At 58.5% G+C, this 21,397-nt stretch carries 18 protein-coding genes; 12 read left to right on the top strand and 6 right to left on the bottom strand.

Going from position 1 to position 21,397, the window contains the following annotated elements; translation table 11 throughout:
- The first annotated feature begins 101 nt into the window (after nucleotides 1–101).
- From HY298_11735 to HY298_11715, 5 genes are all read left to right on the top strand, one after another.
- Complete coding sequence (locus HY298_11735; protein ID MBI3850929.1) at nucleotides 102–1,472, top strand: c-type cytochrome; 1,371 nt, start codon at nucleotides 102–104, stop codon at nucleotides 1,470–1,472.
- Between the two features lie 182 nt (nucleotides 1,473–1,654).
- Nucleotides 1,655–4,819, top strand: coding sequence for a protein kinase (locus HY298_11730; GenBank protein MBI3850928.1), 3,165 nt, complete (start codon nucleotides 1,655–1,657; stop codon nucleotides 4,817–4,819).
- Nucleotides 4,820–5,149: 330 nt separating this feature from the next.
- The gene (locus HY298_11725; protein ID MBI3850927.1) at nucleotides 5,150–5,287 is read left to right on the top strand and encodes a hypothetical protein; all 138 of its coding nucleotides are present in this window, start codon (nucleotides 5,150–5,152) and stop codon (nucleotides 5,285–5,287) included.
- Nucleotides 5,288–5,439: 152 nt separating this feature from the next.
- Nucleotides 5,440–6,018, top strand: a complete 579-nt coding sequence (locus HY298_11720; protein MBI3850926.1) for a DUF3455 domain-containing protein — start codon at nucleotides 5,440–5,442, stop codon at nucleotides 6,016–6,018.
- 71 nt (nucleotides 6,019–6,089) lie between these two features.
- The gene (locus HY298_11715; GenBank protein MBI3850925.1) at nucleotides 6,090–6,752 is read left to right on the top strand and encodes a hypothetical protein; all 663 of its coding nucleotides are present in this window, start codon (nucleotides 6,090–6,092) and stop codon (nucleotides 6,750–6,752) included.
- A 39-nt stretch (nucleotides 6,753–6,791) separates the two neighbouring features.
- On the opposite strand, the gene HY298_11710 is transcribed toward HY298_11715, so the two are convergent.
- The 5 genes from HY298_11710 to HY298_11690 form a co-directional block, all read right to left on the bottom strand.
- Nucleotides 6,792–7,184, bottom strand: coding sequence for a molybdenum cofactor biosynthesis protein MoaE (locus HY298_11710; protein ID MBI3850924.1), 393 nt, complete (start codon nucleotides 7,182–7,184; stop codon nucleotides 6,792–6,794).
- 81 nt (nucleotides 7,185–7,265) lie between these two features.
- Nucleotides 7,266–7,511: a MoaD/ThiS family protein gene (locus HY298_11705; GenBank protein ID MBI3850923.1), complete on the bottom strand. Its 246-nt coding sequence runs from the start codon at nucleotides 7,509–7,511 to the stop codon at nucleotides 7,266–7,268.
- 12 nt (nucleotides 7,512–7,523) lie between these two features.
- Complete coding sequence (locus tag HY298_11700; GenBank protein MBI3850922.1) at nucleotides 7,524–8,081, bottom strand: GNAT family N-acetyltransferase; 558 nt, start codon at nucleotides 8,079–8,081, stop codon at nucleotides 7,524–7,526.
- Between the two features lie 7 nt (nucleotides 8,082–8,088).
- Nucleotides 8,089–8,571 carry a hypoxanthine phosphoribosyltransferase gene (hpt, locus tag HY298_11695; GenBank protein MBI3850921.1) on the bottom strand — a complete coding sequence of 161 codons (483 nt, stop codon included), beginning with the start codon at nucleotides 8,569–8,571 and terminating at the stop codon, nucleotides 8,089–8,091.
- Nucleotides 8,572–8,688: 117 nt separating this feature from the next.
- Complete coding sequence (locus HY298_11690; protein ID MBI3850920.1) at nucleotides 8,689–9,069, bottom strand: dUTP diphosphatase; 381 nt, start codon at nucleotides 9,067–9,069, stop codon at nucleotides 8,689–8,691.
- Nucleotides 9,070–9,182: 113 nt separating this feature from the next.
- On the opposite strand from HY298_11690, the gene HY298_11685 reads away from it, so the two are divergent.
- From HY298_11685 to HY298_11660, 6 genes are all read left to right on the top strand, one after another.
- Entirely contained in the window at nucleotides 9,183–9,809 is a 627-nt protein-coding gene (locus HY298_11685) for a MotA/TolQ/ExbB proton channel family protein (GenBank protein ID MBI3850919.1), read from the top strand.
- Nucleotides 9,806–10,243: a biopolymer transporter ExbD gene (locus HY298_11680; GenBank protein ID MBI3850918.1), complete on the top strand. Its 438-nt coding sequence runs from the start codon at nucleotides 9,806–9,808 to the stop codon at nucleotides 10,241–10,243. The genes HY298_11685 and HY298_11680 overlap by 4 nt, the downstream gene beginning before the upstream one ends.
- A complete protein-coding gene (locus HY298_11675; protein ID MBI3850917.1) occupies nucleotides 10,240–11,028 on the top strand; it encodes an energy transducer TonB in 789 nt (262 codons plus the stop codon). The genes HY298_11680 and HY298_11675 overlap by 4 nt, the downstream gene beginning before the upstream one ends.
- 53 nt (nucleotides 11,029–11,081) lie before the next feature.
- A complete protein-coding gene (locus tag HY298_11670; GenBank protein ID MBI3850916.1) occupies nucleotides 11,082–11,306 on the top strand; it encodes a hypothetical protein in 225 nt (74 codons plus the stop codon).
- 123 nt (nucleotides 11,307–11,429) lie between these two features.
- Nucleotides 11,430–12,608, top strand: coding sequence for a GuaB3 family IMP dehydrogenase-related protein (locus HY298_11665; protein MBI3850915.1), 1,179 nt, complete (start codon nucleotides 11,430–11,432; stop codon nucleotides 12,606–12,608).
- 31 nt (nucleotides 12,609–12,639) lie between these two features.
- Nucleotides 12,640–13,242: a HupE/UreJ family protein gene (locus HY298_11660; protein ID MBI3850914.1), complete on the top strand. Its 603-nt coding sequence runs from the start codon at nucleotides 12,640–12,642 to the stop codon at nucleotides 13,240–13,242.
- Between the two features lie 31 nt (nucleotides 13,243–13,273).
- Here HY298_11660 and galE read toward each other — a convergent pair whose 3' ends face one another.
- Entirely contained in the window at nucleotides 13,274–14,245 is a 972-nt protein-coding gene (galE, locus tag HY298_11655; protein ID MBI3850913.1) for a UDP-glucose 4-epimerase GalE, read from the bottom strand.
- 189 nt (nucleotides 14,246–14,434) lie between these two features.
- Between galE and HY298_11650 the strand changes: the two genes are divergently transcribed.
- Nucleotides 14,435–21,397, top strand: coding sequence for a tandem-95 repeat protein (locus tag HY298_11650; protein ID MBI3850912.1), 6,963 nt, complete (start codon nucleotides 14,435–14,437; stop codon nucleotides 21,395–21,397).

Raw genomic sequence — 21,397 nt, 5'->3', positions numbered from 1 at the left:
GACCCGGAACGGATATTCCCAGATTCCTCGTTACCTTTCGCCTATTTCCGGTCTGGAACAGACGGACCGTCCTCACTGGACGGCAGAAGAAAGGTTTAGCAATGAAACACGCGAAAGAAGTGGGAGCCTACCGGGTCGCTTTTCGGGCTCGAAACTTCGAACGAATAAGCAGCATCTGCCAACACTTGAGCGGTGTGAGGATCGCTGCCTTGTTGATCATCATGGCGGTGGTCACGGGCCGGTCGCTGCATGCCAGTGATGCTGCCCCCGCTGCGCAGTGGAACATCATGGTGGTGCCCTCCCGGCAGACGGCCTTTTCCGGCGGGGCGAAAGAAATGTTCAACAAAAACTGCGCGCCCTGCCACAGCAAGGACGGCAGAGCGCAAACGCCAGTAGCCAGGCAGCGCCATGTCCAAGACCTCAGCGAATGCAAGTTGGAGGATGACAAAATTATCGAGCAAATCCTCGAAGGCACCCACAACAAGACGAACACGTTCAAAATGCCACCCTTCAAGGAGAAACTCACCCGCGCAGAGGTCGAGTCACTCGTCCCGCTGGTGAGGGCGTTCAGACCTTTGCCGCTGCCGCTACCGAACAAGAGATCGGACGACGACCAATCAGTTGGTCCACGACTTGTCGGAATCATCAACCTGGATTGGTGTGGCTATGCCGTCTTGGAAAGCGGGCGCTCCCCTGGCCGGTATTTCATGCTGCGGGAAAAGGAGAGCCATGAGGGCGTCAGCTTGATCAAGATTAGGCCGAAGAAGGGCGCAGTGAAACTGAATGTGGGCGGAACAAATCCCATTGTCACCCTGACCTTGGATGGTTGGGCAGCCAGCCACCCCAAGGCCAAGGGCATATCCGGATTCCTGGCCCGCCTCGGCGACGCACTTGCTGACACCCCTCAGGGGATTGCACTGAACGGAGCCAATACGGATCTCGTCTTGTTCTTGTATTCACAGTTTAGCGGACAGACTCTCATACGTTCCCCACGTCTTCCCGCCGCGCTTTTCGACCTGGATTTCCTCGCGCCCAGCCCGGAAACCGCGGCTCACAGACTCAATAAAGCGCTCGCGGTCAAAGGAATCACAACAATTGAGGATGGAGAAAAGTTTCTACTCGTTGTGCCGACTTCTGAGGTCGCAGCCGTGAAGCCGCGCTTCTCGGAAATCAGATCGCTGGCTCGCGACAACAGCCGGCCAGGATTGTTCCCCGGAGGCGTATTCATAAACCTTCCCAACACGGAATTGAGCCGGATGGTGAAGCTTTATGCGGATTTGACCGGTCGCCGGCTGGATCGAACACGGCAACTTCCATCATCAAATGACCCCGTGAACTTCACGACCCAAACTGCGCTCAGCCAGGAGGAGTGTGCCTACGCGCTCGAAACTTTGCTGAGTTGGCACGGCCTGAAGGTTGTCCCTGTGGGCAGTGATGAGATCAAAGTTGACTTGGTTCGTACCAGGCAATGACACGTTGACACCTCACCAGATCGTTTCGTTTATCCGTTACCTTGCGCCAACTTCCGGTCTGAAAAAGAGTGGAATACGTTCGTCTGAACGAAACTTCGAAGCCGCTAAATCGGCGACTTCGGTCGAACAGAATCGCAGTCTGGCGCAACCACGCTGGTTGGCCTTTGCTTTTCGGCTCCGTTATGTCTGAATGCAGCAAGAACACCGACCAACCGATCATGCCCGCAGAACGCACATGCGAGGAATGCGGAGCGGAGCTTCCCGCCAACGCGCCGCAAGGACTTTGCCCCCGCTGTCTGGTCAGCATGGGGATCAGCCTGGTGCCACCTGCGGCTGCTAAGATCGAACCCCGAACCGCGAACGCCGAAAGTGAACGCCGTCGCCAGTTTGGCGATTATGAATTGTTGGAGGAAATCGCGCGGGGCGGAATGGGTATTGTCTATCGCGTGCGGCAGGTGAGCCTCAACCGCATTGTTGCGATGAAGGTGCTGTTGTTCGGGAAGTTTGCGAGTGACGAATTCGTGCAGCGGTTTGAAACCGAGGCGCAGGCGGTGGCCAGCTTGCAGCACCCGAACATCATCGCCATTCACGAAGTCGGAGAGCACGAAGGCCAGCATTATTTTTCGATGGATTATGTGGATGGCAAGAGCTTGGCAGAACTGGTGCGCGACAATCCGTTGCCGGCCAGGCGCGCCGCGGGCTACATCAAGATCATCGCCGGAGCCGTGCAGTACGCGCATCAGCGCGGCATTCTGCACCGCGACCTCAAACCGTCCAACGTCCTGATTGACCCGCTCGACCAGCCGCGCATTACGGACTTCGGCCTGGCAAAACGGCTGCAAGGCGATTCCGAACTGACTTCGACAGGCCAGGTCTTGGGTTCGCCGAGCTACATGCCGCCCGAGCAGGCCGACCCAAAGCATATCGGCGTCGGCCCGGCGAGTGATGTCTATTCGCTCGGCGCGATTCTATATCATCTGCTCACCGGGCGTGCGCCGTTTCTCTCGGAGACGCTCGAGGACACGCTTCGGCAATTGCTCCACAATGAGCCGGTATCGCCGCGCGGGTTGAACGCCAGTGTTCCACGCGATCTGGAAACAATTTGTTTGAAGTGCCTGGAAAAGCATCCGCGCGCGCGATACGAGTCGGCGCAAGCGCTGGCCGATGAGTTGGGCCGGTATCTCCGCGGCGTACCGATTCAAACCCGACCCGCCAATGCGGCGGAAAGAATCTGGCGTTGGTGCCAGCGACAGCCCGCGGTCGCCAGCCTGCTCGCAGGGTTACTGCTCGCGTTCACACTGGGCTTCGTCGGGGTGTCGCTGGAGTGGCGGCGGGCGGAGACGCAGCGACATCTGGCCGAAACGTTCCGTTATGCGGAGGCGATGAATCTGGCGCTGCGGGACGCAAACAACGGCAACTGGCGTCAGGCCCTTAACTTGATTCAAGAGCAGCGGCCAAAACCCGGTGGAACAGACTTGCGCAGGTTTGAATGGCGTCACCTGTGGCGGCGTTGCCGCGGAGATTATCCTTTGGCGCTGCCGAGGCAGGATCAAATTGTGGGCGACCTCATGTTCTCGCCCGGTGGAAAACTGCTCGCGTCGTTTGCCTGGGACAACACGTTCAAAATCTGGGACCTTGATTCGCCCCGGACACCGCTGCTCATCGTTACGAACGCCTCGACGCTAGGCGGATTCTCCGCTGACGGCGCAACCTTTGTGATTGGTCAGCGCGATGGCACGATCAAGCAGTATCGCGTTGGAACTGGAGAGGTGAACACGTGCGCAACGAACGCGGGGGAACTGGTCGGCGTTGCCGCGAACGGAAACATTGTCGTCGCCAGTGAACAGAACCATCTGCTCAACGTTTGGGACCTCGCAAAGCAGCAGAGGATCTTCCACTTGCCGGATGCCGTTCCTCGCCGCCTAGATTATGGCTGGGCCAGCGGCGTCGCCCTCGCGTCGTCTGGAAATGTCCTGGCGGTTGTTGAGCAGAGCAAGAACCCGCTTCACCCCGATCCCGGCGTCCGGCTCTGGAATGTTCCGGGCGGAAAAGAGTTGAAGTATCTGCTCATGAACCGCGAAATCCGGTCGCTACAGTTTTCGTCCGACGGAAAGGTGCTGGCCGTCGGTGACGGTGATGGCACGATCTGGTTTTGGGACATGGCGACGTTTCAAAGCCAGAAGATTCAAGCACACAATCCGCCGGTGCTCGCGCTCGCGTTTTCCGCCGACGGGCAAACGCTGGCCAGCGGCAGTTCGGACGAGACGATCAAATTGTGGGACCTGGCCACCCAAAGGCAGAAGGAGAGAGCTTTCCGCGGACAAATCGGCGCTGTCTGGTCGCTCGCATTTTCACCCGATGGTTTGCGGTTGGCAAGTGGCAGCCGCGATAGCACGATAAAGATTTGGAACGTGAAGGAAGAAGCCACACGTGAAGTCGCAACCAACTTGTTCTCCAAGGAATGGGGAAATTTTACCTTTTCGCCTGACAGCAAACTGATCGCTGCCGGTTGCAAGGACAGGACCGTGCGCGTCTGGGACGTGGAGTCGCTGGAGGAAAAGGCCGTGTTGCGCGATGCCGCTTTTGCCGTCGCGTTTTCCCGTAACGCAAAGACCTTGCTCGTTTCGACTTTGAACGAAATACCTGAATGGTGGGAGGTGGGAACCAAAACCACCAAACGACTGCCAGCTTATTCCGGGAGAATCGAAGGGAACGTCCCTTGTGTGGATATTTCTGCCGACCGGCGAACGGCGGCGCTGGGTTTCAACAACGGCACGATCCAACTCCTGGACATCGAGTCAGGGCGCCAGCTGGCTGCGTTTCACGCGCATGACGGCGGGGTCGCTTCGGTGGCGTTTTCTCCTTCGGGCGACAAATTGATTAGCGGCGGCCGTGATAAATCCGTGGCGGTGTGGGACGCCCGAACGCAAACGAAACTCCGCTCCAGTGGCGAACACCGCGGCAGCGTTTGCGCGGTCGCAGTGTCGCCGAATGGCAAAACGCTCGCGTCGGGCTGCAACGCCAACACCATCAAGTTTTGGAACTCGGCGGATATGTCCAAGTCTCTCGCCTCAATGTCGTATCATCAGTCCGGCATCCGGACCTTGTGTTTTGCGCCGGACGGAGAAACGCTTGCCAGCGGCAGTGAGGACAACACGGTCAAACTTTGGAGCGTGGCCAGCCATCTGGAAGTGGCGAGTTTCCCGGTTGATGATCACGTGCGGCTGGTCGCTTTCTCTCCTGACGGCAATTATCTCGCCGTAGTGACCGACAACGGCACCCTGCGGCTGATCCGCGCCGTGAGCCTGGAACAAGCGGACTTGGAGGCGGAAGCGATCATGAGGTGAATATGAACTCGATGAAACTCGGTTCGTGTGCTTTGGCACTGGTGATCACCTTTCCCTTTCACGCCGAAGAAAAAACGACGGACAACAGACGGCAAGCGTGACAAAAACCCGCCATCGGTAGGCCAGGCTCAATGACTGATTGCGCCAAGGAATCGTATTTGCCGAAGTCCACACCTTGAGTCGGCTGGCACACATGATTTCTTCTATCCCGAATCCGGGTCGGGCCGTGGCGCGAGTGGACCGACTGTTCCAATTGAACCGGCTTCTTACGGACGCAACCCGCACTTGGACAGTTTTGGCGGATTCGAGATAGACTTGGACGCATCCTGGATGATCAAGCCTTGGACCGTGGTTCGCGCCGGCTTTGGCCACTTCTTCGCCGGCGATTACCTCAAAAGCTCCCTTGCCAACGTCGGCGGCGCGACGGATGCGGATTGGGTTTACGTGCAAGCCACTTTGAATTTCTAGGTAGAGTTGGGAAACTTCTCCCTTTTCCTTGTTACGTTTCTATCGCTTCCGGTCTGGAAAGAAGTGGAAGGCGTTCATCTGAAAGAGCCTTCAGTAACAACGAAATCAAAACCAACAGGCGCACGCCGCCTGAACATAAGAAAGGTCAAGTCATGAAAAGTTCACAAACCGGAAGCGCCCAATCAGGCTTCTTCCCAACGAGCACATTCGCGCTGTCCGCAGTGGCTTTGCTGCTGCTCGCGTCCCCCACAACCATGCAAGCGGGCAACGACAACCGCGCACCAGAGGTGCCTGTCAGCCTGCAAGTGCCCGACGGCAACAAGGTATCGTTCCACGCCTACGCCGTGGGCGTGCAGATCTACGTCGCAACAGCATCGCCGACGGATCCAACGAAGTTTGTCTGGACGTTCCAAGCTCCAGAAGCCGTGTTGTTCGACGCGGACGGAAACGTGGTGGGGCTTCACTATTCCGGCCCCACCTGGGAAAGCCAGAGCGGCAGCAAAGTCGTCGGCGCGCGCTTGGCCAGCACGACGGTGGACGCCAGCGCCATCCCGTGGTTGCTCCTTCAGGCGAAGTCCACGGAAGGTCCGGGAATTCTCGAACACACGACCTACATCCAGCGCGTGAACACCACGGGCGGACTGGCCCCAACCGCTGCGCCCACAGCGCCGGATCAAGAAGCGCGCGCGCCGTACACGGCGGAGTATTTCTTCTATCGCGCAACACAATGAGAATGGGGAAACGCAGCAAGCGAGCAACTGCGCACTGCGCTACACACGAGGAAACGGCAGGCAGCTTGAACGTGAAAACCAGTTTTACTTTGACCGGCGGCGTCCGGCTTGGCGCCGCGCTGACTTGCACACAATTGATCGTCGCGGGAGTCCCTGGCGCCCCAGTGACGATCGGTTCGCTGCCCGGCGCGCCGGCCCGCACGGCTTGCGGTCAGGGCACGGCGGTGAAGGTTTTTAAGAAAGCGGGGCTCTGGAGTTCCACGGACGGCACGAATTGGGTCGAACAAAATTCGAGAACCGCCTGCTCGCTCTACGACGTTGCTTTTGGCAACGGGATATTTGTGGCAGTCGGAAACGAAGGGGCAGTGGTCACGTCGCGCGACGGGCTCTCGTGGATCGTGAGCGATGCTCACACGGACGAACGTTTGCGCGGTGTCGCGTTTGGCAGCGGAACGTTCGTCGCGGTGGGATACGCGGGAACGGTGATCACTTCCAAAAACGGCACGCGATGGAGGACGAGAAGCTCCGATACCGGCGAGCGTTTGCAAGGCATCGTCTTCCAACACGGCAGATTTGTGGTGGAGGGTTGGAGCGGCGTCATTCTGACCTCAGCAAATGGAAAACACTGGACACGCGCGAGTCGCGCGGTTGGGAGTGTCGGGACGGCACCGCCTCTCCTGCCGATGGCTTCGCGGCAACCGCCATCACCGCCCGGCGCCTCGGGGAGTAAGTAAACGTTTCGTCCTCATGAATCCGCCTCGTAATCTCGGCGGTTACGGAGCGAGCGGGCGTTTCCAAATCGGCACGGTGCGTTTCATCTCGTCGATCAGCCATTGGCAGGCGGCGAATGCTTCCTCGCGATGTGGAGCAATGACTTCCACCCATAACGACGGCTCGTTCACCTTGACCACGCCAATGCGATGAACTAGCCGTACAGATTCGATCAACCAGCGCTTTTCGATTTGCTGGAAGATGATTTCAAACTGGTGCTCGACCATTCTTGGAAATGCCTCGTAATCAATCGCCAAAATGTTCGCGCCCTCTTCACTCTCGCGCACGACGCCAAGAAAATAAATCGCCGCGCCCATGCCGGGGGACATCGCGCGGGCGCTCAATAACGTCGCTTCGTGGATCGGATCGGTGGTGATGGTAAGCGTGCGGTTCACAGTTGAATGATGCGTGATGCGTGATACGTGACCAGGAAGCGCGCGTAAATTGCAAATCGTAAATCGTAACTCATAAATACCTCATCCTCCCTGAACGGGCGGAAACAGCGAGACTTCATCGCCGTCTTTCAAAACATAACTGCGATCCTGATAATCAACCCCGACGGCGATGAGGGTGGATCGTTCCATCGCGGTCAGTTTGGGGAAACGAATCATCAACTGTTTGAATAGATCGCCGAGGGTGCTGCCGTCCGCCACTGTTTCCTTGGTTTGTGCACAGCCGGTCAGCTCTTTGAAATAGGAATAAAACTGGACTTCGACGTTCATGTTAGTTACCGCTCAGAACAATTTCACAAAAACCTGCGTGTCGCGCAAGCGCCCACGGTTATCGCGTGCGTCCTGACGCAAAATGGCCTCCAATTTGAAGCCCGCGCGTCTTGCCACCGCTGCGCTGCGTGTATTGCGCGGGTCGATCCTGATTTCCAGCCGCCGCACGCGCAGATGACGCCGTGCAAACGCCGTCAGCACTTTGGCAGCTTCCGTGGCGAAGCCGTGCCCGATGAATTTCGTCCTCAGCCAATAGCCAATTTCGAACTTTGGCACTGACCAATCTCCGCGCACCAAGCCTCCCGCACCCACCAGTACGCCGCCATCTCGCAGACGCAATAAAAAGGAAAATTCCTGGCGCGCGGAAATATCCCTCGCCGCCTTCCTGCAGAACGACTCAGTCTCCTCCATTGTTGGCCGCTGTTTGGCCCAAGGCATCCATCGGTGCAGTTCACGAAACGACTCGCGGACAGCCTGATTGACCTCCTGGCCATCCCCTCGACGCGGCGCAACGAGCACGAGACGCCCGGTTTGGAGTCGCTGGGGGATTGGTAGAGTCGGAGGGCGCACGGCGAGCTTAACTCTGATGCGATTGATACAACGCCGGTTTCAACACGCCGACGAACGGCAGGTTGCGATAACGCTCGGCGAAATCCAATCCGTAGCCGACCACAAACAAATCGGGAATCTCAAATCCGACGTAGTCCGCGCTCACATCCTCAACACGACGCGTGCCTTTGTTGAGCAACACGCAGGTTTTTATCCGGCGCGGTTCGAGGGCGCGCAGTTTTTCCAGCACGCGTGAAAGAGTTTTGCCGGTGTCCAGAATGTCATCGACCAGCAAAACGTCGCGGCCTTGAACATCCAGCCGCAATTCCTTGGTGAAAACCAGTTCGCCTGACTCCGTCCCCAAGCCATAACTGGAAACGCCGATGAAATCCAGCCGCAGCGGCAGCGACAAGTGCCGGATCAAATCCGCCAGAAACATCACCGTGCCGCTCAGCAAAGAAACCACGACCATCTCCCGTTTGTAAAAATCACGCTCAATCTCGCGTGCCATTTGCCGGACGCGCCGGGCGATTTGAACATCGGTGATCAGGACGCGCTCGACCTCGTTGCGCCAGCGGACTGGGACACGTGAGGCGTGCGGCGTGCGGCGTGCGGCGTTCACTTTGCGTCAGATGTGTTTCGAGTCGTGCTCGTCCTTCTGCGTGTAACCACTTTCCTGCCGCTTGAAATTCACCTCGTTCTTTTTGACGTAGGCGTTGAAGACGTCGTCCGCACTCATGCCGAGGACCTGCGCCAGACTGATGAGGAAATGGAAAAGATCAACCACCTCCACGCGCGCGTTCTGCTCATCAAACTTCTGATATTTGGCCCACCACTTCCACGGGACGCTGTCCGTCAACTCGGCGATTTCCTGGGTCATCGCGCGGCAATAGTTCAAGACCCACTTGGTTTTTTCGGCCTCGCTCATGGCGTCGGTTTTCACGCCGATGCGTTCATTGAGGGATTTCTGCATGCGGAACAGTTCACGGAGTTGATCGGGCGTTTCCATGCGCCAAGGAGTAACAGGTCGAGGTTAAAAGTTCAAAGTTCAATGTTGTTGGTTCTCCAACCAACCTCAACTTTGCACTTTGAACTTTGCGCGGATCACCGTATAAGAGCCGCATGTTGCCCATGTTGTTGTCGAATGGCGGGCCGATGCTTTGGCTGATCCTGGTCACCAGCGCGGTGGCGGTGGTAGTATTTGTGGAGCGCGTGCTGCATTATCACCGCGCGCAAATCAATTCCACCGAGTTTCTCAACGGCGTGCGCAACGTGTTGAAACGCGAAAATGTCGTGGAGGCGTTGTCGATCTGTGACGCCACCCCCGGCCCAGTGGCGCGATTAGTGAAGACGGCGATTTTAAATCGCGACCACGGCCGCGAGCGCGTCCGGGAATCGCTGGACGACGCGGGGCTGGCGGAAGTGCCGCGGTTGGAGGAAAAGTTGAATCTGCTGGCGACGATTGCGCAGATTGCACCGCTCCTGGGTTTGCTGGGAACGGTGTTGGGCTTCATCACCATGTTCTCGCAGATGGAGGCCAAGGGATTGAATGCGAACGTGGCCGATCTTTCGAATGGGATCTGGCAGGCGCTCATCTGCACGGCGGCGGGACTGGCCGTGGCGATTCCCAGTTATGCGGGCTACAATTATCTGGTCAGCCGCGTCAATGACATCGTGCTGGACATGGAGAAGGCGGCCACGGAAATCGTCAATATTGTGGATGAACCGTCCGACGAGAAGTCGTCATGAAATTCTCGCGCAACGCCAAAATCTTTCGCGGACAGCTCGATGCCGCGCCGTTTGCGGGAGTGTTTTTCTTGTTTGTGATTTTTCTGGTGCTGGCTTCGCTGGTGTACACTCCCGGCGTGCGAATTCAGTTACCGGCGGCAGCGGACCTAGCCGGCACCGACCATCCCACGATCGCCGTGGCGGTTGATAAGAACGGACAACTTTATTTTGAAAACCAGTTGATTCAGGAAGCGCAACTGAAAAACCGCTTGAAAGCCGCCGTTCAAAAATCCACCGAACCGCTGACGCTCGTGGTGCTGGCTGATGTGGAGGTGAAATACACAGACCAGGTCCGCCTGCTGTTGCTGGCGCGGGAAGTCGGCATCAAAGAAGCGCTGCTGGCCACGCGACCGCGCGCATTTGCTTCGTCACCCGCCGGCCCGACACCTCCATGATCCCTGCGACCGTTGAACCGGCGATGTGGCCGCGCGTCCGCTGGTGGCTCGCCGTTATTTTTGTCCTGCTCGTCCAGGTGGGTCTGGTGTACTGGCTGTCCGACCGCTCCGTCGTCACACCGCGCCCCCCCGCAAGCGTGCCGGCGGTTTTTCTGGTGCAAGATGCGCTGGTCAGGTTACCGACCGTGACCGACCCGTTGCTCTTTTCACCGGCTAATCCCAATGGTTTCTCCGGCGGTGTCTGGTCGAAAACGCCCAAGCTGGAATTTCATCTGGCGGATTGGACGGCCCCGCCGAGTTTGTTGGGCTTGCAAACTCGGCAACTCGGCAATGCCTTCACCAAGTTTGTCCGGACCAACAACACTTCGTCTTTCACCGTCGCAGACAACCCCGAACCACGCCTGTCGTCACCAGAACTTTTCCTGACCGTGACACCCGTACCCACACAGTCGGAGTTGAGGGTCGAAGGCGAACTGTTGCAGCGAACGTTTGCGTCACCAATGGTTTTGACCAATTGGCCGGGCACCAACATCCTCACTCCGACCGTGGTGCAAGTCATGGTGGACTTGGACGGCAAGACTGTCTCGGCAAGTGTGCTGTCCAAGAGCGGTTCGACAGACGCCGACAAACAGGCGTTGAACTTGGCCAAAGCGGCACGCTATAGTTCCATCCGCAACCACGGGGCGAGTCAATCGCCCGTCAGCAAGTTGACTTGGGGTCGGCTGATTTTTGAATGGCACACGGTGGCGTTGCCGCCAGCCGGTCCGCCGCCCCGAAAACCCTGATTGTTGTTCGCCGTGGAATGTGTTTAATGATTCAACGATTCAGTAATTCAGCCATGTCCATCGAATCGCTCATTTTAGGTTACGTGGTTTCTTTGCTTGCCGCGCTTTCCGGCCTCGCCGTATATTCGGAGCAACGTCGCAAGCGATTCGAGCCGACGGCAAGCGCCGACCGCATTTTCCGTTGCAACCAATGCGGTTTTGTCTATACGGACGACGCAGATGTGGATCGCTCGCGTTGTTCACAGTGCGGGGCCTTGAACGAACCGATGAAGTTTTGACAGGGTCGGCAAAGCGATGCGGCAAGTCGAACGATGTGCGGGGACAACATTCCGGGATTCCTTCAGTCCATCGCTTGCATCGCCGTGTGAAATAATTCTAACTGTTCCGAAGGCAGATCATTTATGGGAATGTGGATAGGCCGTAACCGAAAAGCCCGCGTCACTTACGGGTTTGACGAAATTGCGCTCGTGCCGGGTGAAGTGACCATCAATCCAAACGAGGTGAACACCCGTTTTGAAATCCCGCGCAAGGACGGCAGCGCCATCACGCTCAAGATTCCCATCATCGCCAGCGCCATGGACGGCGTGACCGATGTGAAATTCTGCGTGGAGATGGGTAAGCTCGGCGGTTTGGGCGTCATCAATCTCGAAGGCGTGCAGACCCGTTATGAGAATCCGTCCGAAGTGCTGGAGAAGGTCGTCAAGGCGGACAAGGACGAAGTCACCACGCTCATTCAAAGAATCTACCTGGAGCCGATCAAGGAGAAACTCATCACCAAACGCATCCAGGAATTAAAAAAGGCCGGCGTGCTGGCGGCCGTCAGTTCCATCCCCCAAAAGGCCGACCGGTTTGGCGCGATTGCCCAGGAAGCGGGCGCGGACGTTTTTGTCGTGCAATCCACCGTCTCCACCGTGAAGCACATTTCGACGGAATACAAATCGCTCGAGCTTGAGGCGTTCATCAAAAGCATGAAAATCCCTGTGCTCATCGGGAATGCCGTCACCTACAGCGTGACTTTGGAGTTGATGGGGTGCGGGGTGGCCGGTGTGCTGATCGGTGTGGGGCCGGGCGCGGCCTGCACCAGCCGCGGCGTGCTCGGTCTCGGGGTGCCGCAAGTCACGGCCACGGTCGATTGCGCCGCCGCCCGCGACATGCACCACAAGAAAACCGGCAATTACATTCCCATCATCACCGACGGCGGCATGAGCAAAGGCGGCGATGTTTGCAAAGCGCTGGCCTGCGGCTCGGACGCCGTCATGGTCGGGAGCGCATTTGCGCGCGCCAAGGAAGCGCCGGGGCAGGGGAATCATTGGGGCATGGCCACGCCGCACGCGAACCTGCCGCGCGGCACGCGCATCAAGGTCGGCGTGACCGGATCGCTGAAGCAAATCCTGTTTGGCCCGGCGAGCGTCGATGACGGATCGCAGAATCTGGTTGGCGCAATTACGACTTGCATGGGCAACGTGGGTGCGGCAACCATAAGGCAGTTTCAAGAAACTGAAATCATCATCGCGCCCAGCATCAAGACCGAAGGCAAACTCTTTCAAACGGTGCAAAGTGTCGGGATGGGAACGCGATAATCGTAATTACGTCAAATAGGAGAATACTACTATGAAAACGACAATCGATCATCTCACGGCGACCAGCAAACTGCTGGTGCTGGCGCTCTGTTTAAGCGTGCCTTCCATGGCTCACGCGCATATTTCGCCCAACCACGCCAACAACGTGCTCGGCGGTTTAAGTCACCCGCTGCTTGGCCTCGACCACATTCTGGCGATGGTGGCGGTGGGCTTATGGGCGGCACAACTCGGCGGACGCGCCATCTGGCTGGTGCCCGCAACCTTTGTCAGCTTGATGACCGTCGGTGGCTTGTTGGGGATTAGTGGTTTTGCACTGCCATTCGTTGCTGAGGGCATTCTGATTTCCGTGCTGATGCTGGGGGTTTTGATTGCCACTGCTGCGCGATTGCCTCTGGCAGTGAGTATCGTCGTGGTTGGGTTATTTGCCATTTTTCACGGACATGCTCACGGGACGGCGATGCAGGTCGGCGTATCAGGCATTTCGTACGGACTGGGCTTTGTGCTGACGACCATCGCACTGCACGCTTGCGGCATTGGTCTCGGCCGGATGGCGCAGCAGCAGTCGAAAGTTCCGCTGCTTCGTTTTGCGGGTGCGGCCATCGCACTGGCCGGTTTGTCACTCTGGCTGGCGTAGCCTGTACTGGCGCTACATTTCCGGCTCCCCTTCAATCGGGATAACCCGCCGGATGGGCCTTGTGCCATTGCCACGCAGTGGCGACGATGTCCTCCAGCTTCGGATACTTCGGTTTCCAACCCAGCTCGCGGATGGCCTTTTCCGCTGAAGCAACGAGCCGGGGCGGATCGCCGGGTCGTCGCGGCTTCTCAACCGTCGGGATTTTCCGACCGGAGATTTTTTCGCAACATTGGATCACCTGCCGCACGGAATAACCATCGCCATTGCCCAGATTGTAGAAGCCCTGAGCGCCGGGCGTGAGCGCCCGGATATGCGCCTGGGCAAGGTCGATGATGTGAATGTAATCGCGAATGCAAGTGCCATCGGGCGTCGGATAATCCGTGCCGTAAATCTCACAGTGGAGAGACTGGCCGAGGGCGACTTTCAGCACGTTGGGAATCAAATGCGTTTCCACGCGGTGATGTTCGCCGAACTGCTGGCTGGCACCGGCGGCGTTGAAATAACGAAAGGCGACAAATTCCAGCCCGTGCAGGGTGTGATACCACTGAAGCATCTTCTCAAACATCAACTTGGATTCGCCGTAGGGATTTGTGGGAAGTTGTGGCAGATCCTCGGTCATCGGCATTCGCTCCGGCACGCCGTAAGTGGCGCAGGTGGAACTGAAAACAATTTTTTTTACGTTCGCCGCAACCGCCGCCTCCAGGACTTTCAATCCGTTGGCGACGTTGTTCCAAAAATACTTTCCAGGATTTGTCATCGATTCGCCGACTAATGCGCTTCCGGCCACGTGAATGATGGCGTCAGGCGCTGCTTCCTTTATGGCAGACGCAGTATCGCTTGCCAATCCCGGTCGGGCCAGGATGAACCCTGCGCGCGGATCGACGGCGGAGCGATGTCCCTCCGTCAGATTATCGTAAACCGTCACCTCATGGCCGGTGTTGAGCAATTCCTCCACGAAGATTGATCCAATGTAGCCCGCGCCGCCGGTGACAAAAACGTTCATCAGAACAAGCTAGTGAGGCGGATGTGCCGACTCAACAAAAATGCTGGTGGAGTTTGTGATAAGGGATTCACCGTAGGAAACGGTGACCGTTTCTCTTATTGCTTTTCCCTGATTTTAATGCTTTGATTACCTCAGCGGCCAAAGCCTTATGCCATTCCTTCTCGCATCGATGATTCAACCTTCATTCAATTGAATAACCCACCTCGAACACAGACACCGCTGGCCAACCTCAGGCTTTTGTTCGTCTTCATTGCCATCCTTTTGCAGGTCGAGGTAATCGCGGGCGCTCCTGCGTGCATCACGCCGCCTCCAGGGCTGGTCGGTTGGTGGCCAGCGGAAGGTAACGGCGCCGAGCTGGTTGGCAGTAATACGGCTGTGTTGCTGAATGGCGCGACCTTCACCAACGGCGTCGTGGGCGAGGCATTCTTCTTTGACGGCGTGGATGACCGTGTGATCGTGTCGAACGCGGCGGCGCTGAATTTTGGACCGGGCCAAAACTTCTCCATCGAAGCGTGGATTCAACCCATCACCGCTGTCACGGACTTCGGGGTGCAATCGATCGTGAACAAGCGTTACACGCCCAACTTCCTTTCCGCAGTGGGCTACGAGTTCGGGCTGGCGGACGGCAAGTTGTCCTGCCAACTGGCCGACGCGCCGCTGACCCAACTGGATTTTACCAGCTACACTTCGCCCGGCCCGGACTTGCGCGACGGGCAGTTCCATCACGTCGCCATGACGGTAATCCGAAGTGCGACGAACGGGGGCCACCTCTACGTGGACGGCCAAGTGGTGCTGACGTTTGACCCGACGGTGCAACCGGGTGATTTGTCCACGACCGAACCGTTGCGCATCGGCAACCACGCCGACCCGGCGTTGAACTCGCACTTCAAAGGCCGCATTGACGAGGTCGCGATTTACAATCGTGCACTTTCCGCCAACGAGATCGCCGGCATTTACAACGCCGGCAGTGCAGGCAAGTGTCTGCTGCCTCCACCCTGTCTCTCCGCTCCCTCCAGTCTGGTGAGTTGGTGGAAGGGTGAAAGCAACGCTGCGGACACGAGCGGTGGCAACCACGGCCAACTCGCGGGTGCCATCACTTTCGCTTCCGGTCAAACTGGTCAGGCATTCGTTTTCGACGGAGTGGATGGGGTTATCACTGTGCCCGCTTCGCCTAGCTTGAATGTCGGCCTCGGTGCTGGCCTGACGATCGAAACCTGGATCAAGCCTTCCGCCATTGAATTGGAGCGGCCGATTGTGGAATGGAATTCGGTGACGGGGGGCAATCCTTACCCCTATGGCGTGCATTTCTGGATTTCGGTTCCCGTGGGTTACGGCGCGGGGCCGGGCTGCCTTTACGCCAACCTGGTGGACACCGCAGGCAATTTTCATTGGCTGACCTCGGCAGGCGGTTTGATCAACACCAATTCCTTTCAGCATGTCGCCGTGACTTACGACGAGAGTTCTGGATTGGCCGTGCTGCTCCTCAACGGTGCGGTGGTTGCCCAGCAGAATCTGGGGAGTTTTACGCCGCAAACCAGTTACAATTTGTATCTCGGCGCTCGTCCCGGTGGCACGGCAGCGGCATATCGGTGGGCAGGTTTGATGGATGAAGTTTCCCTCTACTCGCGCGCACTCAACCAGACTGAAATCCAATCCATCTACAACGCCCGCAGTGCTGGCAAGTGTCCACCTGCTCCACCGCCGCCTCGGTGTGTTCCAACGCCTTCGGGCTTGGTGAGTTGGTGGCGGGGGGAGAGCGATGCCTTGGACAGTGCCGACGGGAATAATGGAACGCTGCAAAACGGGGCCGTGATTGCGGCCGGCAAGGTGGGCCAGGCATTTAGCTTGGATGGCGTGGATGATGTCGCCCTTGTGGCCGATGCGCCCAATCTGAGATTTGGTCCCACCTCCCCGATGACGGTGGACATGTGGGTTTATCGTACCTCAAGCAATCCGGTCCAGCACATCATCGGCAAGCGCGCAAGCTGCACCGGCAGCTCGACCGAGGGAACTTTCCAGTTGGTTTTTGACGACGCGGGTGTAGGGCTGGCCTTCGGCCCGCCGAGCGGCGCGTGCGCCTGTTCGGGACAAGCCCTGCCCCTCAACACCTGGACGCATCTGGCCGGCACGTTTGACGGCACGACGCTGCGTCTGTTTATCAACGGCCAGTTGGCGGCGACGACCCCCGGCTCGCTGGGACCGGCGAACACGGCGCCTTTGAAGATTGGCGACTCGGGCAGTTGTGGAGCGTTTTACGGTCAGGCCTTTGGCGGGCTGATCGACGAGGTTTCGATTTACAACCGGGCGCTTACGACCAATGAAATTCAATCCATCTACAACGCCGGCAGCGCGGGCAAGTGTCCTCCTCCGCCGCCGACCGCCTGTGTTACACCCCCGTCCGGACTGGTGAGTTGGTGGCGAGGAGAGGGATCAACGGCGGACGCAGCCGACGGAAACACCGGAACAATCGACGGAACGGGGACCGTCACCTATGGGCTGGGCGTGGTCGGGCAGGCTTTTGTGTTTGACGGCACGCACCGCGACCGGGTGACTCTTGGGAATCCAGCGAGCCTCCGCTTGGAAGATTTTACGCTTGAGGCTTGGGTTAAGCGATCCAGTCCAACGGTCACTTCCTTCGACGTTTTGGGCGCGGATGGTTCCGTGGCTGGGGACGGAGCTGTGATTTTCGGCTACGGACGTGGCGGCTATGGCTTTGGTATTGCCAACGACGGGCGGATGTTTCTCAGCAGGATTGATCTGGATGGTCTCTTTTCGGCCCCGCTAGTCACGGATACGAACTGGCACCATCTGGCGGTAACCAAATCCGGATCGAGCGCCGTTTTCTATGTGGATGGTGCGCCCCAGGCGACCCCGGCCTATGATCATCCCAACCCGTTTACCTTCGATGACGCGACCTGCGCCTGCGATGCGGCAGTTGCAATTGGTTCGCGCGGCGATGGGCGTGGCGGCACGTTTTTCGGAATGATCGATGAGCCCGCCGTCTTCAACCGGGCCCTTTCCGCCACCGAAATCGCGGGCATCTACCACGCCGGTCGCGCGGGCAAATGCCTGCCCCCGCCGCCGCCATATCTACTCGCCGGCCCGATCACAAACACCGCGAACGGCCACTGGTATTATCTGCTCGACGCGACCAACTGGCCGGCCGCCGAACAAATCGCCGTGAGCCTCGGCGGCCATCTCGCCACCATCAACAACGCCGCCGAAAACGAATGGGTCTTCACCAACTTCGGCAACTTCGGCGGCGGCGACCGGGCCTTGTGGATTGGGTTGAATGATGCTGGTCAGGAAAACATCTGGTTTTGGGTGAGCGGCCAGCCGGTGACCTATTTCAATTGGGCGCCCGGCGAGCCAAACAGCGGCGGCGGCTTTTTCCCCGACGAAGACCACGTGTTGATTTGGAATCCCAGCTCCGGCTTCCCGCTCGGCACGTGGACCGATGCGCCGTCGAACCAGCTCCACTCCGCCGTCATCGAAGTCGGCCCGCCGGATCCGATCATCCTCGCCGGCCCGATTACGAACACGGCGAACGGTCATTGGTATTACCTCCTCAACTTCACCAACTGGCCCGCCGCCGAACAGATCGCCGTCAGCCTCGGCGGTCACCTCGCCACGATCAACAATGCGGCGGAGAACCAATGGGTCTTCGACACGTTCAGCACGTTCGGCGGACTGGAGCGCCCGATGTGGATCGGGCTCAACGATGCCGCGCAGGAGGGCACGTGGGTCTGGGTCAGCGGCGAACCCGTGACCTATTTGAATTGGTCGCCCATCGAACCGAACAGTGGCGACGGCGTTTTCCCGGACGAGGATCACGTGCTGATCTGGCATCCCAGTTCCGGTTTCCCGCTCGGCTCGTGGAACGACGCGCCGTCCAATCAATTGCAATATGCCGTCGTCGAAGTCGCGCCGCCGGCGCCTGTCATCGTCTCGCAGCCGACCAACCTCACCGTCTATGTCGGCAGCAACGCCACCTTCCGTGTCACCGCCACCGGCGGCGCGCCGCTCGCCTACCAATGGCGCTTTTATGAAACCAACTTGCCCGGCAAGACCTCCAGCGTGCTAACTGTGGCCGGCGCGCAGTTTAGCAACGCTGGAACATACTCCGTCATCGTGAGCAACGCCGGTGGGTCCGTTACCAGTTCCCCTGCACTCTTGTTCGTGAATCCACTGCCAGACTGTGTTCCGCCGCCGACGGGCCTGGTCAGTTGGTGGCGCTGGGAGAATGACACGATTGACAGTTGGGACTCCAACAACGCCGTTCCGGCGCTCCCGGCTGTTTTCTCCCCCGGCAAAGCGGACAAAGCGATCTCCATCCAACGCGGAATCCAAGTGCCCGACTCGCCTTCGCTGCGATTGACCAACGGAGTTACGCTCGAAGCCTGGGTCAATCCTTCGAGTGTCTCGGGCACGACGCCCCGCACCATCATTTCCAAATTCGATTATCCCCCGGAACAGCCGGTTGGCACTCAGAGCGGTTACCTGCTGGGCACGACGAACAACGGTCGGTTGTTTTTCACAGTCAGCGCCACCGGCTCCGCGCGGACGAACACCATGCTCGTGACAAGTCAGGTGCTGCCGACTAACCAGTGGAGCTTCATCGTGGCGACTTATGATGGCGCAGCGCTACGCATTTACGTTAACGGCGCGCTGGCCGCACAAACCAATTACTCCGGCGGCATCTTCCCCGGCACGGCCAACCTCGGACTCGGCGCAATTCCGTCAAGCAGGTCCTTCTTCTGGCCCTTCTTGGGCCTGCTGGACGAAGTCTCGCTCTACAACCGCGCGCTGACCGACGCCGAAATTCAAGCGATCTTCAACGCGGACGTCGTCGGCAAATGTCTCGTGGCGCCGACCATCGTCACGCAGCCGCAAGATCAGGCCGTTCCGCTCGGTGAAGATGTAAAGTTCAGCGTCTCGGTTCTTGGCAGCCGGCCGTTAAAGTATCAATGGCGTTTCAACGGTCAGGTGATCCCCGGCGCTACCAACTCCGCGCTCGTGCTTGAAAAGCTCAAGACCAACCAGGCTGGCCTTTACAACGTCTCGGTCACGAACGCTGTCGGCTTTGCCATCAGCGCTCGTGCGGAGTTGACTTTGCTCCCGCCGCCAACTTGCACGGACACACCCACCGGCTTGATCAGTTGGTGGCCGGGCGACGGCAATCAGGCCGACGCGATGGGGACGAACAACATCTCGTCATTCTCGCCGACGCTTTATGCGACCGGGAAGGTTGACCGGGCCTTCAGCCTCAACGGCATCTCCAGCCGTATCCAAGTGGCACCGGCGACGACGTTAAACTTCGGAAGCAATGTCGATTTCTCCATTGAAACGTGGATCAAGACCGGGCCGAGCAACACCATCAATCCCAACGTACCCATCATCGAAAAACGCACCGAGGGCACCGCCGCCTGGGTTGGGTACTCCCTGTCACTGAATCAGGGCCGCCTGGCATTTGCGATGGGCTCGACACCGCTGAGTGCCACGAATGTTGCCACATTCATCTCACCCGGACCCGATTTGCGCGACGGGATGTTCCACCACGTGGCCGTGAGTTTGAATCGCACTGTCACCAACGGAGGCAACCTCTTCGTTGATGGACAGCTTGTGTTGACCTTCGACCCAACCAAACGCAAAGCCAGTCTCGCCAGCAGTCCTCCATTGTATATCGGCGCTCCGGTGATCACGCTTTCCAATTCCTACTTTGGCGGACTGATTGATGAGCCGGCCATTTACAACCGCGCACTCTCCGCCGCCGAGATTCTGGCCATCCGCCAGGCCGGCGCGGCGGGCAAATGCAAAGTGAAGCCGACCATCCTTGTTCAACCCGTCAGCCAGCGCGTCACAGTCGGCTCGAACGTGACATTCAGTGTGGTGGCCGCAGGCTCACCACGGCTTCGTTATCAGTGGTTGTTCAGCAGCGGCCAGAGTATCCTCGGAGCCACAAACTCCTCCTACAGCTTCATTGTCAAGAGCGGCGGCACGTTTTCCGTCCGCGTGACCAATGTGTTTGGGGCCATCACCAGTTCCAACGCCGTGCTTACGGCCAACATTGTACCGACGGCGGCCGGCGACGTGGTGACATTGAACGAGGACACTCCGACGGCGATTGAACTTCATGGTTCTGATCGCGAGAACGACCCCCTGATTTATTCCATTGCCACGCCGCCGGCCCACGGCACCCTCAGTGGCACGCCACCGAATGTGATCTATTTGCCGTCGCCAGACTACAACGGACCGGACAGCTTCACGTTCAAGGTCAACGACGGCCTGGCGGACTCAGCACCCGCCACGATCAACCTCACGGTCCTGCCCGTCAACGATCCGCCGGTCGCCCAGTCGCAATCCGTCGCGCTCAACGAGGACACGACCGCCGCCTTCACCCTCGGCGCGTTCGATGTGGACGGCGATTCGCTCACTTACCTCGTCTTAGCGCCGTCGCATGGCACACTCATCGGCACGCCGCCAAATCTGACGTATCAGCCGAACACAAATTACTTCGGTCCGGACAGCTTCACGTTCAAAGTCAACGATGGACAAATGGATTCAATCGTGGCGACGGTCAGCCTCAACGTCATTTCCGTGAACGATCCGCCCATGGCCAAGGCTACGGTCTCACCCTTGGCGCAATTCCCCGGCCTTACAAATCTGGTGGTGATCTCGCCCAACAACTCCAATGCGACGGTGGTGCTGGACGGCTCGCAGTCCACCGATGTTGAAAATGATCCGCTGCAATACTCCTGGTTGGAGGGCACCAACGTCATTGCCTCCGGTGTGCTGGCCACCAACCATCTGGATATTGGCACTCACACGATCACGCTGGTGGTCAGCGATGGGATGGATGTCGGGACGGACACGGCAGTCGTGGAAGTGATCACCCCAGTGCAGTCGGTGGGGATATTGATTTCGCTGGTGGAAGAGTCCACCCTGTCGCGACAGAACCGCAGTCCGTTGATTGTGACCCTGAAGGCGGCGGCGGCTTCCTTCGAGTCCGAACGACAGCGCCCGGGAATCAATCAACTCAACGCCTTCCAAAACAAAGTGCGCGCGCAGGTGACGCCGCTGGATCCCGCACTGGCCGAGAGTCTGATCAATGCGGCGCAGGTGATAATCGATGCCTTGAGCCACAACCCATAG

Source organism: Verrucomicrobiota bacterium (assembly GCA_016200005.1).
Classification (GTDB): Bacteria; Verrucomicrobiota; Verrucomicrobiia; order Limisphaerales; family PALSA-1396; genus PALSA-1396.
Note: the sequence above shows the minus strand (reverse complement) of the source record. Positions and strands in the feature narration are given on the sequence as shown.

Coding starts and splice junctions, on each gene's coding strand:
- HY298_11735 (MBI3850929.1), top strand. CDS start 102: ATGAAACACGCGAAAGAAGTGGGAGCCTACCGGGTCGCTTTTCGGGCT.
- HY298_11730 (MBI3850928.1), top strand. CDS start 1,655: ATGTCTGAATGCAGCAAGAACACCGACCAACCGATCATGCCCGCAGAA.
- HY298_11725 (MBI3850927.1), top strand. CDS start 5,150: ATGATCAAGCCTTGGACCGTGGTTCGCGCCGGCTTTGGCCACTTCTTC.
- HY298_11720 (MBI3850926.1), top strand. CDS start 5,440: ATGAAAAGTTCACAAACCGGAAGCGCCCAATCAGGCTTCTTCCCAACG.
- HY298_11705 (MBI3850923.1), bottom strand. CDS start 7,511: ATGAACGTCGAAGTCCAGTTTTATTCCTATTTCAAAGAGCTGACCGGC.
- hpt (MBI3850921.1), bottom strand. CDS start 8,571: ATGGCACGCGAGATTGAGCGTGATTTTTACAAACGGGAGATGGTCGTG.
- HY298_11690 (MBI3850920.1), bottom strand. CDS start 9,069: ATGGAAACGCCCGATCAACTCCGTGAACTGTTCCGCATGCAGAAATCC.
- HY298_11685 (MBI3850919.1), top strand. CDS start 9,183: ATGTTGCCCATGTTGTTGTCGAATGGCGGGCCGATGCTTTGGCTGATC.
- HY298_11680 (MBI3850918.1), top strand. CDS start 9,806: ATGAAATTCTCGCGCAACGCCAAAATCTTTCGCGGACAGCTCGATGCC.
- HY298_11675 (MBI3850917.1), top strand. CDS start 10,240: ATGATCCCTGCGACCGTTGAACCGGCGATGTGGCCGCGCGTCCGCTGG.
- HY298_11670 (MBI3850916.1), top strand. CDS start 11,082: ATGTCCATCGAATCGCTCATTTTAGGTTACGTGGTTTCTTTGCTTGCC.
- HY298_11665 (MBI3850915.1), top strand. CDS start 11,430: ATGGGAATGTGGATAGGCCGTAACCGAAAAGCCCGCGTCACTTACGGG.
- HY298_11660 (MBI3850914.1), top strand. CDS start 12,640: ATGAAAACGACAATCGATCATCTCACGGCGACCAGCAAACTGCTGGTG.
- galE (MBI3850913.1), bottom strand. CDS start 14,245: ATGAACGTTTTTGTCACCGGCGGCGCGGGCTACATTGGATCAATCTTC.